This is a genomic window from Cyclobacterium roseum, from assembly GCF_010119225.1.
In the GTDB taxonomy this organism is placed as follows: Bacteria; Bacteroidota; Bacteroidia; order Cytophagales; family Cyclobacteriaceae; genus Cyclobacterium; species Cyclobacterium roseum.
Map to the genome: position 1 here is coordinate 384,069 of NZ_WNKF01000003.1, position 15,334 is coordinate 399,402.

Sequence of the window (15,334 nt, forward strand, 5' to 3'; positions counted from 1 at the left end):
GATGAAATTAAAAAAACAGCGATTGGCCGGAACAGATAACATGTGTATATTTACAAGCGGCCGCTTTTCATCAAAATGAGCGGCCTATTGCATCCACCATTTCTGAACGTAACCCGATGAAACGAATTGTACTGTTTGCCTGCCTTGCCGCTGTTTTACTTATGCAAACCGATGCCTGGGCGCAATCCGATACAAGGACGCTGAAGGTGATGGCCTGGAACATTTTGCACGGCGGAAACGATCTTCCCGATGGCCCCGCCCGGGTGATAGACATCATCCGGGAGATTGACCCGGACCTGATACTCATGGTGGAAACCTATGGCTCCGGACCCCATATAGCGGAGACCTTAGGGTATCATTTTCATCTGATCGCACCTGAGGGGACCGACCCGGATGACGAAAGCGTCAACCTTTCCATCTATTCCAAATACCCCTTTGGGGAGCGAATCGATACCGGCTATCCGTTTTATCTGGGAGGCCGGGAAGTCTTGGTCGATGGGGAAAAAATAAACGTTTTTTCCAACTGGTTTTACTATTTGCCCTGGGAGGATGCACCGGAGCAGATGGGAAAATCGGTCGAAGAACTGCTGGCCTGGGAAGCCGCAGGCAAACGTACCGAAATGATTCAAAACGTGCTGCCCTACCTCGAAAAATACGCTGCTGCCACCGATTCGATTCCCATGATTTTGGGTGGTGACATGAATTCCCCCTCCCACCTTGACTGGAACGAGGAAACCAAGGTGCGCCATAATGGACTGGTGGTACCCTGGTATGCAACAAAGGTATTGGCGGATATGGGCTTTAGGGATTCGTTTCGGGAAGTGCATCCCAATCCCATCTGGCATCCAGGTATCACCTGGGATGTAAAGGGAAAAATGGACTCCCACCGCATCGATTACATTTTTTATAAAGGGGATTTAAAACCGTTGGCTTCTACCTCCTACATGGCCTATTTTGGTGAAACCCTTCGGATTAACCACAAGGAAATTACCTACCCTTCGGACCATGGATTTGTGGTGACCACCTTTTCTCTGAAATAATCTTTTTTAAAACGTGTGAATCCAAACTATAATCGCCTGATTCAATGTAAAAAAATACCTACCTTTTTACCTCCATTGGAAATTATCCATCATCCGGTCTTATACCATACTGGAAGGATTAAATTCCATAAGATCCCCTCTTTTTTCATAAATCATCCGATAAACTGCTCATTTTTACCGAAAGTAATTATCTTTAATCAATACAACCATTTTTGCACGACGCATGCTTTCAAAAAAGACCAAATACGCTTTTCACGCCCTGACTTATCTGGGAAAAAACAAAGATCAGGGGGCCATTTTAATTCAGGAGATTTCAGAATTTCACAATATATCCCATAAATTTTTAGAAAATATCCTGCTGGAACTGAAAAAAGCCGGTTTTTTGGGAAGTAAAAAGGGAAAAGGTGGGGGATATTACCTTATCAAAGAGCCGAAAGAAATTCCCCTTTCACGCATCATCCGATTGCTGGATGGTCCGATTGCCTTGCTACCCTGTGTGAGTCTCAATTATTACGAACCCTGCGAAGAATGCGAAAATCAGGAGCAATGTGGCCTGAATAAGGTGATGATAGAGGTGCGGGATGAAACGCTCAAAATATTGGAAATGAAGACCTTGCAGGATATTTTATCTAACGAGTAAATTTTTTTCCATTTACTCTATATAATTTGTAGGTTTTATGTACTTTTGTATTTGCAGCCCTGTGTAAGAAGCAGATAGCACGACCGGAGGGGCAACCCTTAGATTAAAACCGAAACACCATGATTGAAGCGAACGAAATGAAGGAACTGACCCGGCGAGTAGAAAAATTGCCTGTTGCAGAGGGTTTGACTTTATTGACTGATCTCTTTCCCGGAGAAGTGGTTTTTTCCACCTCGCTAGGCCAGGAAGATCAGGTGATTACCGAAATCATTGCCAAACACCAGTTGCCAGTCAAAATTTTCACGCTGGACACCGGCAGGCTTTTCTATGAGACCTATGATTTGCTGGCCAAAACCATCGTTAAGTACGGATTGGATATTCAGCCTTATTACCCGGAGACGGAGGCTGTCCAGGACCTGGTCAACAAAAATGGCATCAATGGTTTTTACCAGTCCGTAGCGAATAGGAAGGCATGTTGTTTCGTACGCAAGGTAGAGCCCCTTAAGCGTGCCCTGAAAGGGAACCGTGTTTGGGTTACCGGTCTTCGGGCCAGCCAAAGTGCTAACCGGAAGGGGATGCCCTTATTGGAATGGGATGAAGGGAATCAAATCCTGAAATACAACCCCTTGCTGCACTGGACCATGGATCAAATGCTGGATTATATCAATGAGCATAAGATCCCTTATAATCCCTTACATGACAAGGGCTTCGTCAGCATTGGATGTGCTCCCTGTACCCGGGCCATTTCTCCGGGAGAGGATCCACGAGCCGGTCGCTGGTGGTGGGAGGCTTCTCATAAGGAATGCGGACTCCACGAGCCGGGTCAGTTGACCAACAAATCCTAATCAACTTTAAAAGGTTAAAAACCGAAAAATTAGTACCATGCAAAGTTTCAGAACCGAAATAGAAAATCCAGTTGTAGAAAAAGACATCGTCGAATTAGCCGATAAAATCAACCTTTTTCGCAACGGAAAAATAGACGAAGAAAAATTCAGAAGCCTACGATTAGCCCGGGGAGTGTACGGACAACGGCAGGAAGGCGTGCAAATGATCCGGATCAAACTTCCATTTGGCCGGGTGACATCCTCACAGCTCAACCGAATCTGTGATGTCTCCGAGAAATATTCTACCGGCAGGCTTCACATTACGACACGTCAGGACATTCAAATTCACTATGTCAGTCTGGACAGGACACCTGAGCTTTGGTCCGAACTGGAAAAGGATGATGTCACCATACGCGAAGCTTGTGGTAATACCGTACGGAACGTGACAGCTTCAGAAACAGCGGGAATTGATCCTGCGGAGCCATTTGATGTAACGCCCTATGCGGATGCTACCTTCCGGTACATGTTGCGTAATCCCATCTCTCAGGAAATGGGGAGGAAATTTAAGATAAGCTTTTCTTCCAGTGAGGAAGATACCGCACTCTCTTACCTGCATGACCTTGGTTTCATTGCTAAAGTGAGAACAGGAGAAAATGGCGTGGAAGAACGGGGATTTAAAGTCCTTCTGGGCGGCGGATTGGGCTCTCAGCCCCGGCACGGAGATGTGGTGCATGCGTTTTTGCCTACCGACCAACTGATTCCGTTTATCGAGGGAGTGGTTCGCGTTTTTGACCGACATGGTGAAAGAGCCAAGCGGATGAAAGCCCGAATGAAATTTCTCATCAATAAATTGGGGGTTGAGGAGTTTTTGGCATTGGTGGCGGAAGAACAAACTGCCTTGCAGCATCAATCGTATCCGATTGATGTGACCGAATTTGAGGCATCCAAATCCTTGCCGGACCCGGCTTTGCCCGAGTTTACTGTTCCTGCGGATGAAAATTACAAACGATGGAAGCTAACGAACGTACTGCCTCAAAAGCAGCCGGGCTATTTTGCGGTAGGGGTAAAAATCCATTTAGGAGATTTTTATACCAAAGAGGCCCGTCAGTTGGCAAAGCTCGTTAAGGACTTTGCCAATGACGAATTGCGGTTCACCCTGCGACAGAATTTTCTGATCCGGGACGTGAAAGAGGAATTGCTACCTTTCTTTTACCAGGAGCTTAAAAAACTGGGGCTTTCCGACTATGGTTATAATTCCATAGGCGACATTACGGCTTGCCCCGGTACGGATACCTGTAACCTGGGAATTGCCAGTAGTACCGGTGCTGCCGATGTAATGGGGAAAGTAATTCTGGACGAGTACCCGGAATTTTTGCTGGACAAACACCTAACGATTAAGATTTCCGGATGTATGAATGCATGTGGGCAGCACAATATGGCTTCGATCGGATTTCAGGGTATGTCCATGAAAGCCGGTAAGTCTGTTTTGCCCGCTTTGCAGGTATTGCTGGGCGGTGCCACTTTTGGTGACGGGAAAGGCCGTTTCTCAGACAAGGTGATCAAAATCCCGAGTAAAAGAGGTCCTCAGGCCTTGCGAATCCTTCTGGACGATTACAAATCCCAGGGGGAGAAAGCAGAGAATTACGCTTCCTACTACGAGCGAAAAGGACAAATGTATTTCTACGAATTACTCAAGCCCCTTGCGGGAACAGACAACATTACCGAGTCGGATTTCATCGATTGGGGCAATGAGGAGCCCTATGTCAAAGCGATTGGTGTGGGTGAATGTGCCGGTGTGGTGATTGACTTGGTTTCCACCTTATTGTTGGAAGCCAGGGAAAAGCTGGCCGACTCGGAGGATAGTTTGAAAGCCGAAAAATGGGCTGATGGGATTTACCAGTCCTACACGAGCATGGTAAATGCCGCCAAAGCCATTTTGACAGCGGAGGGCGTAAATACCAATAGTTACGCCAGCATTGTTTCTGAATTTGAAAATCAGTTTATTGCCAGCGGAAAAATTAACCTGGGTAAACCCTTTGCAGAGCTGGTGTATCAAATCAAACAAAATCCGCCTACCGAAGCGTTTGCCGCTGCATACTATCAAACTGCGGAAAAAGTATTTGAGGCGATTAGCGAATTCAGATCAAAAGAAGTACATGCATGAGGAATGAGGTCAGACCAAGAGTGACATTGGTAGGTGCCGGACCGGGAGATCCGGAATTGATTACCCTGAAAGGGGTCTTGGCACTAAACAAAGCCGATGTGGTGCTGTTTGATGCATTGATTGACCGTTCGTTGTTAAATCATGCTCCGGACAAGGCACTGAAGGTATTTGTAGGGAAGAGGCATGGCAGTCTCAAAAACCCACAGGAAGATACCAACCGGCTTTGTGTGCGCTATGCTCAGGAATACGGTCACGTGGTCCGTCTGAAAGGGGGCGATCCGTTCGTATTTGGCAGAGGAGCCGAGGAATTGGATTACATCCATCAATTCGGGATCAGCACGGATGTGGTTCCTGGCATTTCGTCCACGGTAGCCGTCCCTGCTGCTGCGGGAATTCCGGTTACCAAACGAGGAGTTTCTGAGAGTTATTGGGTGATCACGGGCACTACCAGTAGCGGCGAGCTATCTCATGACCTGAAGTTGGCCAGCCGCTCAAAAGCGACCGTGGTGTTGTTGATGGGAACGAAAAAACTGACAGAAATAGTAGGAATATACGAGGCTCAGGGCTTGGTAGACAAACCCATTGCCATTATTGAACGGGGAACTACCGTGGAGGAAAAGGTAGTAGCCGGTACCATGGGGGACATTCTGGACAAAGCCAGCAAGCAAAAGGTGGGTGCCCCAGCGATCATTATCATCGGTGAAGTGGTCCGGGAAAGTCCCCAATTAAAAGCGGTTTACGAGGAGGTACTTTGTGAGCATAAACTGATTTCTTTACACAATGAATGAATTGTATCCTGTTTTTTTGAAAGTTCACCAATTGGAAACACTCTTGGTAGGTGCGGGATTTGTAGGGCTTGAAAAGCTCACCTTTTTGCTTAAGTCCAGTCCCCATGCCACCGTCACAGTGGTATCCGTGGAGATTTCGGACGAAATCCGTGAAATCGCCCGAGACAATCCCCGGATTCGGTTGATACAGGATGCTTACCATTCCCGCTACCTGGAGCAAAAACACATGGTGATCGCTGCGACCAATTTTCCCGAGGTCAATAAAACGATCTACAAGGATGCCAAAGAAAGGTATTTACTGGTCAATGTGGCTGATACGCCGGAATATTGTGACTTTTACCTGGGTGGAATAGTGACGAAGGGTAATGTAAAAATCGCCATCAGCACCAATGGCAAAAGCCCTACTACTGCCAAGAGGCTGCGGCAGATGTTAGAGGAAATCATCCCGGAAGACATCAACGAGATGGTAGAAAACATTAACAAGTATAGAGATACCTTAAAAGGAGATTTTGAATACAAAGTAGAGGCCTTGAATAAACTAACAGAAGGGCTTATAAAAAAGGACTAATTCATAGAAACAAAAAAAGGGGCGTTCAGCCCCTTTTTTTACGTTCATTTTTTAAGTTTTCAATGTAGGTCTTAATTACTCTCAATTTTTCGTTTTCATTCAAGCCCGGATAGGGCTGAAAAAACGCATCTATACTCCATTGCATTTTTTTAATTGTTTATTTTACACGTTAATATACGCTTTATTTGGTTATTTAGATTCAATACCGACGCTTTTTTTTCTTATCTTGTAAAATAAGGGGCTAAAAGAGTGTCAAAATGGTGATGGGAAATGAAATTCATGAAGTCAGCGATACCTGGATGGAAGAATCGTTTGTGCTTCAGCGTAAAGCTGGATTGAGGAACAGGGCCGCTCCGCTTCAGTACAGAATTGACCGATTGGAGGCCTTAAAGGACTGGATCAAGTCCAACCAAAAATGGATAAAGGAGGCTCTATATCAGGATCTTAAAAAATCCGGGACAGAGGCAGCCATTACGGAGATATACGTGGTCTTGTCTGAAATACAGCATGCCCTCCGTAATTTACCCAAATGGGCAAAACCGGAAAAAGTAAAAACTCCCTTCTCCCTGCTGGGAAGCAAGTCTTATGTGCAGGTCGAACCTAAGGGAACGGCACTTATTCTTTCCCCCTGGAACTACCCCTTCAATTTATCCGTAGGTCCTATGGTTTCAGCAATCGCTGCAGGTTGCACGGTCATGCTCAAGCCCTCTGAAATGGCTCCACACACCGCCGCTTTGCTTGAAAAGATGGTCGGAGCGTTGTACGGAAGGGAACAAGTGACGGTGCTTACCGGTGGGGTAGACCTGGCGCAAAAATTGTTGCAAAAGCCTTTCGACCATGTATTTTTTACGGGCAGTCCGAAAGTAGGTAAAAAGGTGATGGAAGCAGCCGCTCAGCATCTGAGTAGCGTAACCCTGGAGTTGGGAGGAAAATCCCCCGTGATCGTGGACAAAGGGGTGGACCTGGAAAAGGCAGCGGAGCGGATCGTTTGGGGGAAGCTTATTAATTGCGGGCAAACCTGCCTGGCACCGGATTACCTGCTCGTTCACGAGACAGATAAAGAAGACTTGATTTCCTTGCTGAAGCAAAAAATAAATGAGCTCTACAACCCCAGAGACAAAGGGATTATTGCCAATCCGGATTACGGTAGGTTAATCAATATCGGTCACCTGAATCGGCTTCAGTCGCTTTTGACTGAGGCCTTGGTTGGCGGCGCCACGATTATCGTAGGTGGGACGGTAAATGAAGAAGAACGGTATATGGAACCTACCCTCCTTGAGGGGGTAACTACCGGAATGAAGCTAATGGAAGAGGAGATTTTTGGTCCGATTTTGCCTCTTTTCACCTATAGAAACATCGACGAGGCGATTGCCATGGTCAGTGCCCAGCCAAAGCCACTGGCCCTGTATCTATTTTCCGAGGAACCTCATTTAACCGATCATGTTTCCACCCACACGAGTTCGGGTACCGTGGTCGTCAATGATTGCGCGGTCCAATTTGGTCATCCCGGCCTTCCTTTTGGTGGAGTGGGACAAAGTGGCCTGGGAAAGGCCCATGGTAAGTATGGTTTCCTTGCTTTTTCCAATGAAAAGGCCGTTTTGAAGCAGAGATCCGGCCGGACGGCACTTCGTGTGTTGTACCCTCCCTATGGCTTAAAGGAAAAGAAAATCACCCAGTTTCTAATGCGCTGGCTGTAACGGAATGGCTTAAAATAAACAAATAGTAGGGGTGTGTAGCGAATCTCATTAAAAGGTTGCACCACCGATGGCACACAAAAAATGGTTAAATAAAGATCTAAATCACAAGATAGAGTAGCTTTTCAGGGCACCCCAAATCTGAAAAAAAATTGTGAAAATCGGTGCGAGTCTGTGGTGAAAAATGGCATCGCAGATTAGCACAGATAGATGGACCCTACCGGGGATTACAAATTCGGCGAAGCTCCGCTGTTCGACATTTACAATGTCAAACTCCAGATAAACAGGATTTGAAATCCTGTTTTCGTGACCAAATTTGGATCTATCACGGATCCCTTAGTTAAACATTGATAAATGGACGGCTCCCGGGGATTACAAATCCCCTTAATCTGAACCACGGAATTATAAATTCCGAGGAGCGCGTTCCTTAAATGTTCTTATATTCCTTATATGGTTTTAAACTTTTCAACCAAAAATAAGTCTAGAACCTCTTAAAGCTCCTCCAGCCTCTCCAAATAACTTTCCGCCTGTTCCAGGATTTCATCCTTTTGCTTCATTTTCGAGAGGGTGTTGTACACGAAGCCGATTCGGGGATTATTTTCCAGTTTTTCCCGGTTTCGCTCGTAAAAGGCCCAATACAAACTGTTGAAAGGGCATGCCTTATCCCCTGTTTTTTTGGTTTTGGAATAATGGCAGGAACCGCAATAGTTGCTCATTTTGTCGATATAATTGGCAGAGGAAACATAGGGCTTGGTGCCCACGATACCTCCATCAGCAAACTGACTCATGCCCCGTGTATTGGTGATTTCCACCCATTCAATGGCATCTACATATATGCCCAGGTACCACTGATCCACCTCATCCGGATCAATTCCGGCCAGCAAGGCAAAATTTCCGGTAACCATCAGCCGCTGTATGTGGTGGGCATAGGCATGCTCCAGGGATTGGCCGATGGCATGTTTCAGGCAATTCATTTTGGTGTTTCCATTCCAAAAAAAGGAGGGTAGGGGTCTTTTGTGGCCAAAGAAGTTCATTTGGGCATAATCCGGCATCTTTGCCCAGTAGACTCCCCGCATAAACTCCCGCCAACCCAGAATTTGCCGGATAAAGCCTTCCACCTGAGCCATTCCGTATTTTTCCGGGTTTTTCTGCAGGCAGCTTTCCGCTTTCTGAATCACTTCCAGTGGATGGAGCATCTTGCTGTTCAGTGCAAAACTGAGCCGGCTATGAAAAAGAAAAGGCTCTCCGCTATGCATGGCATCCTGATACGACCCAAAATGGGGCAATAAATCCTCCAGGAAGGATTCCAACAAGGTAACCGATTCCTCCCGGGAGCAGGGCCAGGGAAAATTTTTAGGGTCCACGGTTCCGAGGGTTTCTATTTCGGCCTTTTCAATGATTTTCAGAAGCTCGCTGAGATCCCGGCCAAAAGCCGGTAAGGGGGGAACCGGCACCTCTTCCCGGTATTTATTCCGGTTTTCCTGGTCGTAATTCCATTTCCCTCCCAACGGCTTTTGGCCATGCATCAGGATGTCTAACGTTTCGCGCATGGACCGGTAAAACGATTCCATCAGGTAAGTTTTCTTACCCGAGAAAAAAGTTTGTACCGACTCCCTGTCGCTTAAAAAATGTTCGGTATCAAAACTTTTGGTTTTGATGTTTAGCTGTTTACAGATCTTTTGAAGCTGTATGTCAAGCCGGTACTCATCGGGTAATTGGTATTCAAACCGCTTAAACTTTTCGCTTTTGACTACATGCAGGATGTTATCTTCCAGATGCTGCCGATTTTCTTTATGATCGATGGGCAGGTAAATGACTTGATGTCCCTGCTTTTCCAACCAATCAGCAAAGTTTCGCATGGATTGAAAAAATGCCAATACTTTTTGTACATGGTGCTTTACATAATCCGTCTCCTGTCTTATTTCCATCATCAGGTAAACCACCGACTCCTCCTTTTTCCCAAACCAGGAGTGTTGTTGATTTAGCTGATCCCCCAAAATAAGCCGTACTGTTTTTTCCATTTTTTGCTTTATTTTCTTCTTAAATAAAGCAACTTTTTTCCTCCTTTGTTTACGTTTTGTTTCAAATGAAAGTAGCTGTAAGCCGGATACCTTTATGAACTGATTCTGTGATCGGAATCCAGCAGCTCAATGTAATCTCCAAAATAATAGTTGAACGTGATGATCAAATGGTTTAAATCACCAGATTGCATCTCCCTTTGGATTTTCAGGGTGTCCATGCCCAACGCTTCGCTTAAAGTCTCAGCGTATTCCAGCAGGTCCTCGCCTATAATGCGCGCATCTTTCTGGTCCAGGTGGATCTGCATAATCGCTTTTGTTTTGGACGCCATCATTTCTATGATATGTTAAAAGTTAAATTGTTATTGTTACCTCATTTTTCGGATACCAGGTATCCGACCCACTTGCCGGCCGGCATTTCCTTCCAGTATTTCCATTTTAAACTTGGATTTCTGTTTTACATAAAATCTTTTTTGCAATTTGTTTTTTGAAATATTATTTTATGTAATTAGAATACTTTTAAATGAAATACTACAAACATGATTTATTTCTATAAATAATAGAATAAAATTCGAATTCACAAATTCTCTGAAAAATTATTTAACGATGGCTTTTTGGGCAAAAAACCATTTTTTCTTTGGACGGATGAAAAATGGATTTACTAGTTGGAAATTTGAAATAAATACCAAAAAATTAATAAAAAAAGTGGGTAATTTTTTTACCCACTTTTTTTAAAATTCGATTATGGTCTGGTTTCTAATTAAGTCTTCGAAAGTTTCTCGCTTTCGAATGAGGTAATCGGCACCGTCTAAAACCAATACTTCAGGAGGCCTGTATCGGGAATTGTAATTGGAGGCCATGCTATATCCGTAAGCACCGGCATTCTTTATGGCCAATACATCTCCTTCTTTTACTTCTTTGAGTTTACGGTCTGCTGCGATGGTGTCCGTTTCACAAATATATCCTACAATGGTATATACCCTTTCCGGACCATCCATTTTGGAAATATTGACCACCCCGTGATAGGCGTCGTACATCATCGGACGAAGCAAATGATTAAGCCCGGAATCCACTCCAACGAAAGTAGTCGCGGGTGTAGGCTTGACCACATTGGCTTTTACCAGTAGGTAGCCGCTTTCGCTAACCAGAAATTTGCCCGGCTCAAACCAGATTTCCAGTTCCGTTCCATATTCCTTACAAAAATCCCGAAACGCAGCAGAAACCTTTTTACCCACCTCCTGAATATCGGTGGTAATGTCGCCCTCCTTGTAACCGACCTTGAATCCGCCACCAAAATCTAAAAATGCCAGCCCTTTAAACTCCCGGGCAGCATCAAACAGGATCTCAGCACCTTTCAGAAAGACTTCCGCATCCAATATATCCGAACCAGTATGCACATGCAAGCCCACGACGTTCAACTCATACGCCTGCACAATTTTAAGCACATGCTTTAATTGCAAGATCGAAATACCAAACTTGCTATCGATATGTCCTACCGAGATCTTGGAATTGCCTCCCGCCAGAATATGGGGATTAAGCCGGATGCATAAGGGTACCTGATGGCCGAATTCAGTACCGAAATGTTCCAACATGGGTATGTTGTCAATGTTTACCATGACACCCAGTTCCACCGCCTGCTTGATTTCTTCAAAGTCAACACCGTTTGGTGTATACATGATTTCTTCGGGTGAAAATCCGGCATGAAGACAAAGCTGAATTTCCTCAACGGAAACCGCATCCACACCCGTACCAGCTTTCCGCATCAGCTGAAGAATAGAAATATTGGAGAGTGCCTTGGTCGCATACTTGATTTTCATCTTTACCCCGGAAAAAGCCTGCTTGAGTGATTCCACCTGGGCCAAAATCTTATTTCCGTCATACACATACACCGGTGTGCCGTATTTATTGGCGATATCCAACAAGGGAATTTCCTGAATGCAATAGCGTTGGTTGTTGATTTCCATTGGTTCTGATTTAGCTGGCAAAGATAGATAAAGCAACTTAAACTTAAAATCAATTTTGAGCGACAGTTTTAGCAGGGAATTTTGAGGAGAACAGACATGTTATTCAACCAATAGCAGCAAGTAGGTGGTGCCCTGTTAAAAAAGGTTAAGGAAATGATTTCCTGATGGATATCGTTTAAATTTGTATCATGTCAAAAACCAGTATTAAAATCATTGTCTTTTTGATGAGCCTGGCCAGTCTGGGATTAATTGGGTTTCAGTTTTACTGGGTCGGCAATGTATTAAAGATCAACGAAGAACGTTTCGAGCAAAACGTCTTTCAGGCATTGGCTTCGACCTCCGAAAGATTGGAGAAAGGTGAGGCCAGCGATATATTGCTCAGCTCCCTGGCCAGAGACACCTTGTTTCAAAAAGCCCTGTTAGAGCCGATCGAGCCCATTCAGGTACAGGTCCGGCACCGTCAAGTAGCCGTAAACCGCCCCTCCATGGTGGATTCCCTTTTCGACCAAAACCTGCCTCAGATTTCTTCTACTTTTCGTAAATTGATCGCCTCCAAGGAGGGGGAGCCCAAAAGCTTCAGCCAAATTGAAAAATATTTTTACATGTCACCCTCCGTGGCTTCCACGCTTTTTACCCCCGACGAACTGGCCATTCTGCTTCAGGAAAAGGAAAGGTATCTGGAGTTTTTAAGCAACAAAGACAATTATATCAGTAAAAGGCAATATGCCAGCAACCGGCAGGAATTCATCATTGAGGAATTCAATGTATCCCAGAACGTGGCCGAAACGATTGTGCAGGCCAACATGAAAATTGAGTTGGTAGAGGTGGTCATCCACCAATTATTGTCGCAGGGAAACCAGCATATTCTAGGCCGGTTAGATACAGCAATGGTGCGATCGGAGGTCAGGGACCAACTGTTTAACCGAAACATCGACCAGCCTTTTGAATTGGGCATTATTGATGGAAATAATCGAATCGTAGGGATTGGAGAGGTAGCTGATCTGGATTTTTTAAAGACCCAGGGAATTCGGGCGGAGCTTTTCCCCAGTGATCTGTTAGGACTCGAAAATTTTCTCGTCATCTACTTCCCCACCAAGGAAAACTACCTGTTGCGGCAGGTATTTTTGCCGCTATCCAGTTCCCTGCTGTTTATGGTGATTATTATTAGTTGTTTTGTTTATGCCATCAAGGTAATCATCAGGCAGAAGAAAATTTCTGAAATCAAGAATGATTTCATTAATAACATGACCCATGAGTTCAAAACCCCCATCTCCACGGTAAGTTTGGCGATAGAGGCTCTTCAGGACCCGGATCTTCTGAATCAAACATCCATACGGTCCCGGTATCTGGGAATTATCAAAGACGAAAATAGCCGCTTGGGGCAACAGGTAGAGCAGGTGCTACAGGCCGCAGCCCTTGATAAAAAGGATTTCAAACTGGAAATGAAATCCATTAACCTGGTAGATGCCGTAGAAGAAGCTAAAAAGCATTTTGAACTGCTGGTAGAAAAAAGAGGTGGGTCGATTACCACCCATTATCAGGTGCAAAGTGGCTACTTAGAGGCGGATGCCTTCCATATGAATAATATTCTCAATAACTTACTGGACAATGCAAATAAGTATTCCGATCACGCGCCTTCGATACACGTATCCCTGATAGAAAAACAGGAGGGGTATTCATTGGCAATTCGGGATACGGGAATTGGTATGAGCAAAGAAGCACAGAAACGAATATTTGATAAGTTTTATCGGGTTCCAACCGGGAATATTCATGATGTGAAGGGCTTTGGTCTGGGACTGTCCTATGTAAAAACGATGGTGGAAGCCCACAAAGGCAGTATTCAGGTGGAAAGTGAGCCGGGGCAGGGAAGCATTTTTACGATCAACTTACCCAAAAAACAATGAGCAAAACGAAGATTTTACTGGTGGAAGATGATCCCAATCTGGGGGAAATTTTGAAAGAATATTTGGGTGTAAAGGGCTTTGAAGTAACCCTGTGCCGGGACGGCGAGGAGGGGTGGAATAAGTACAAGAAGGATTATTTTCAGGTGTGCATCCTGGATGTAATGATGCCCAAGAAGGATGGATTTACCCTTGGAAAAGAAATCCGAAAAGTAGAGGAGAACGTTCCCATTATTTACCTGACCGCCAAAAATCTAAAAGAAGATGTGATCCAGGGCTTTCGCATAGGCGCAGATGATTACATTACCAAGCCGTTTAGCATGGAGGAATTGTTAATGAGGATTTCTGCCATTTTGCGAAGAACCCAAAACCAGGGTGAAAAAACGGCCTTGAAAACCTATACGTTTGGAGCCTTTGTTTTGCACTACGACAAACAGCAACTGGAGGGGCCGGAAGGTTTCCATAAACTGACCTCCAAGGAAAACGAACTCCTCCGTCTGCTAGCCGCTTCCTTAAATGAAACGGTGAGTCGCTCCTTTGCGCTCAAACAAATTTGGGGAGATGACAGCTATTTTAATGCCCGGAGCATGGATGTCTACCTAAGTAAAATCCGTAAATTGCTGAAAGCAGATGGCGGAGTACAGATTATTACCTTGCATGGAGAGGGATTTAAGTTGGTTTCCAACTGATATCTTTTCTCCTGAAATTGATTTATTCCCTGATTAAAGTTTAATTTGTGCTTCATTAAATCCAGTAAGCACATGGCCAAAGAAATTATCCATTCCTCAGAAGCCCCCGCCCCCATCGGCCCCTACAGTCAGGCAGTAAAAATCAATGGGATGCTCTTCGTCTCCGGGCAGATTGCGTTGGATGCAGAAAGTGGCGAACTCATCAATGAAAACATTACGGAGGAGACTCATGCTGTGATGAGAAACCTGGAAGCCATCTTGCGGGAGGGCGGATCTTCCTTTGATAAGGTGGTCAAGTGCAGTATTTTCATAAAAAACATGGATGATTTTGCGACTGTAAATGAAGCCTATGGGCAGTACTTTCATCAGGAACCACCCGCACGCGAAACCGTAGAAGTAAGCCGTCTTCCAAAGGACGTAAAGGTGGAGATATCCTGTATAGCAGCGTTATAAACTTTATTTAAATCTGTTTGTTGTTTGATGGTGAGATTGGTGCCAAAATACAGTGAAACGTTTGTGTCTACCTTGGACAGCAGGCAGGTAATGAAAAAACTGGATGGGATCACCCAATGGGTGAATTTTTTGGACCGAACCGGGACCACCCGGCAGGAGACGGCGGTGTTTAATGGAAGTCTTAAAGAAGATTGTTTTCGGATCTCTAAAAAGATCGATAAAGCCGATAGTTTTCTTCCCCTGATAAAAGGAGAGGTGGCACCTCTGTCCAAGGGATGCCTGATATCCCTTGAGTATTCCTTTTTTCCGAGTACGGCTTTTTTACTTGGATTCTGGGGAATTATTAGCTTTGCACTTACCGTGGTTTTTCTTTCCGTAATGCAGGATTGGAAGTTGGCATTGACAAGCCTGCTTGCTGGCATGGCCAATTATGGCTTTGCTTTTTGGCATTTTCGGAGAAAAGTCCGCGAAAGCCAGGCGCTTTTTCATGAGGTGATGGGACTGAAAGCGGGGAAAAATGCTTCCTGGTAAAATTTCAGGTTTTTGGAGCAAGATTATCCCTGGATTTATGGATTATGCCCCGCCTGTTGT

At 44.9% G+C, this 15,334-nt stretch carries 14 protein-coding genes; 11 read left to right on the top strand and 3 right to left on the bottom strand.

Going from position 1 to position 15,334, the window contains the following annotated elements; all coding sequences use genetic code 11:
- Positions 1 to 116 precede the first annotated feature (116 nt).
- The 7 genes from GJQ68_RS06685 (at position 117) to GJQ68_RS06715 (ending at position 7,721) form a co-directional block, all read left to right on the top strand.
- Positions 117 to 1,040 carry an endonuclease/exonuclease/phosphatase family protein gene (locus tag GJQ68_RS06685; RefSeq protein ID WP_162416526.1) on the top strand — a complete coding sequence of 308 codons (924 nt, stop codon included), beginning with the start codon at positions 117 to 119 and terminating at the stop codon, positions 1,038 to 1,040.
- Between the two features lie 223 nt (positions 1,041 to 1,263).
- Positions 1,264 to 1,680, top strand: a complete 417-nt coding sequence (locus GJQ68_RS06690) for an RrF2 family transcriptional regulator (protein WP_162340891.1) — start codon at positions 1,264 to 1,266, stop codon at positions 1,678 to 1,680.
- Positions 1,681 to 1,799: 119 nt separating this feature from the next.
- Positions 1,800 to 2,525, top strand: coding sequence for a phosphoadenylyl-sulfate reductase (locus GJQ68_RS06695; RefSeq protein ID WP_162416527.1), 726 nt, complete (start codon positions 1,800 to 1,802; stop codon positions 2,523 to 2,525).
- 37 nt (positions 2,526 to 2,562) lie between these two features.
- Positions 2,563 to 4,668: a HEPN domain-containing protein gene (locus GJQ68_RS06700; protein ID WP_162416528.1), complete on the top strand. Its 2,106-nt coding sequence runs from the start codon at positions 2,563 to 2,565 to the stop codon at positions 4,666 to 4,668.
- The gene (gene cobA / locus GJQ68_RS06705; protein ID WP_162416529.1) at positions 4,665 to 5,456 is read left to right on the top strand and encodes a uroporphyrinogen-III C-methyltransferase; all 792 of its coding nucleotides are present in this window, start codon (positions 4,665 to 4,667) and stop codon (positions 5,454 to 5,456) included. Before GJQ68_RS06700 ends, cobA begins: the two co-directional genes overlap by 4 nt.
- Complete coding sequence (locus GJQ68_RS06710) at positions 5,449 to 6,024, top strand: precorrin-2 dehydrogenase/sirohydrochlorin ferrochelatase family protein (RefSeq protein WP_162340887.1); 576 nt, start codon at positions 5,449 to 5,451, stop codon at positions 6,022 to 6,024. Before cobA ends, GJQ68_RS06710 begins: the two co-directional genes overlap by 8 nt.
- Before the next feature lie 257 nt (positions 6,025 to 6,281).
- Entirely contained in the window at positions 6,282 to 7,721 is a 1,440-nt protein-coding gene (locus GJQ68_RS06715; RefSeq protein WP_235941150.1) for an aldehyde dehydrogenase family protein, read from the top strand.
- A 488-nt stretch (positions 7,722 to 8,209) separates the two neighbouring features.
- Here the strand turns inward: GJQ68_RS06715 and GJQ68_RS06720 are convergent, their stop codons facing one another.
- From GJQ68_RS06720 to lysA, 3 genes are all read right to left on the bottom strand, one after another.
- Positions 8,210 to 9,739 (bottom strand): cryptochrome/photolyase family protein, encoded by a 1,530-nt coding sequence (locus GJQ68_RS06720; protein WP_162416530.1) that lies wholly within the window; start codon positions 9,737 to 9,739, stop codon positions 8,210 to 8,212.
- Positions 9,740 to 9,831: 92 nt separating this feature from the next.
- Entirely contained in the window at positions 9,832 to 10,071 is a 240-nt protein-coding gene (locus tag GJQ68_RS06725; RefSeq protein ID WP_162416531.1) for a hypothetical protein, read from the bottom strand.
- A gap of 396 nt (positions 10,072 to 10,467) precedes the next feature.
- Positions 10,468 to 11,700, bottom strand: coding sequence for a diaminopimelate decarboxylase (gene lysA / locus GJQ68_RS06730; protein WP_162416532.1), 1,233 nt, complete (start codon positions 11,698 to 11,700; stop codon positions 10,468 to 10,470).
- A gap of 188 nt (positions 11,701 to 11,888) precedes the next feature.
- Here lysA and GJQ68_RS06735 point away from each other — a divergent pair, with 188 nt between their 5' ends.
- The 4 genes from GJQ68_RS06735 (at position 11,889) to GJQ68_RS06750 (ending at position 15,274) form a co-directional block, all read left to right on the top strand.
- Positions 11,889 to 13,604 carry a sensor histidine kinase gene (locus GJQ68_RS06735; RefSeq protein WP_162416533.1) on the top strand — a complete coding sequence of 572 codons (1,716 nt, stop codon included), beginning with the start codon at positions 11,889 to 11,891 and terminating at the stop codon, positions 13,602 to 13,604.
- Positions 13,601 to 14,290, top strand: a complete 690-nt coding sequence (locus GJQ68_RS06740) for a response regulator transcription factor (protein ID WP_162416534.1) — start codon at positions 13,601 to 13,603, stop codon at positions 14,288 to 14,290. The genes GJQ68_RS06735 and GJQ68_RS06740 overlap by 4 nt, the downstream gene beginning before the upstream one ends.
- 72 nt (positions 14,291 to 14,362) lie before the next feature.
- Positions 14,363 to 14,743: a RidA family protein gene (locus GJQ68_RS06745; protein ID WP_162416535.1), complete on the top strand. Its 381-nt coding sequence runs from the start codon at positions 14,363 to 14,365 to the stop codon at positions 14,741 to 14,743.
- A 24-nt stretch (positions 14,744 to 14,767) separates the two neighbouring features.
- Entirely contained in the window at positions 14,768 to 15,274 is a 507-nt protein-coding gene (locus GJQ68_RS06750) for a hypothetical protein (RefSeq protein ID WP_162416536.1), read from the top strand.
- Positions 15,275 to 15,334: the final 60 nt, after the last annotated feature.

What these genes read in the sequence shown, in the direction of transcription:
- GJQ68_RS06685 (WP_162416526.1), top strand. Translation starts at nt 117, where the DNA reads ATGAAACGAATTGTACTGTTTGCCTGCCTTGCCGCTGTTTTACTTATG.
- GJQ68_RS06690 (WP_162340891.1), top strand. Translation starts at nt 1,264, where the DNA reads ATGCTTTCAAAAAAGACCAAATACGCTTTTCACGCCCTGACTTATCTG.
- GJQ68_RS06695 (WP_162416527.1), top strand. Translation starts at nt 1,800, where the DNA reads ATGATTGAAGCGAACGAAATGAAGGAACTGACCCGGCGAGTAGAAAAA.
- GJQ68_RS06700 (WP_162416528.1), top strand. Translation starts at nt 2,563, where the DNA reads ATGCAAAGTTTCAGAACCGAAATAGAAAATCCAGTTGTAGAAAAAGAC.
- cobA (WP_162416529.1), top strand. Translation starts at nt 4,665, where the DNA reads ATGAGGAATGAGGTCAGACCAAGAGTGACATTGGTAGGTGCCGGACCG.
- GJQ68_RS06710 (WP_162340887.1), top strand. Translation starts at nt 5,449, where the DNA reads ATGAATGAATTGTATCCTGTTTTTTTGAAAGTTCACCAATTGGAAACA.
- GJQ68_RS06715 (WP_235941150.1), top strand. Translation starts at nt 6,282, where the DNA reads ATGGTGATGGGAAATGAAATTCATGAAGTCAGCGATACCTGGATGGAA.
- GJQ68_RS06720 (WP_162416530.1), bottom strand. Translation starts at nt 9,739, where the DNA reads ATGGAAAAAACAGTACGGCTTATTTTGGGGGATCAGCTAAATCAACAA.
- GJQ68_RS06725 (WP_162416531.1), bottom strand. Translation starts at nt 10,071, where the DNA reads ATGATGGCGTCCAAAACAAAAGCGATTATGCAGATCCACCTGGACCAG.
- lysA (WP_162416532.1), bottom strand. Translation starts at nt 11,700, where the DNA reads ATGGAAATCAACAACCAACGCTATTGCATTCAGGAAATTCCCTTGTTG.
- GJQ68_RS06735 (WP_162416533.1), top strand. Translation starts at nt 11,889, where the DNA reads ATGTCAAAAACCAGTATTAAAATCATTGTCTTTTTGATGAGCCTGGCC.
- GJQ68_RS06740 (WP_162416534.1), top strand. Translation starts at nt 13,601, where the DNA reads ATGAGCAAAACGAAGATTTTACTGGTGGAAGATGATCCCAATCTGGGG.
- GJQ68_RS06745 (WP_162416535.1), top strand. Translation starts at nt 14,363, where the DNA reads ATGGCCAAAGAAATTATCCATTCCTCAGAAGCCCCCGCCCCCATCGGC.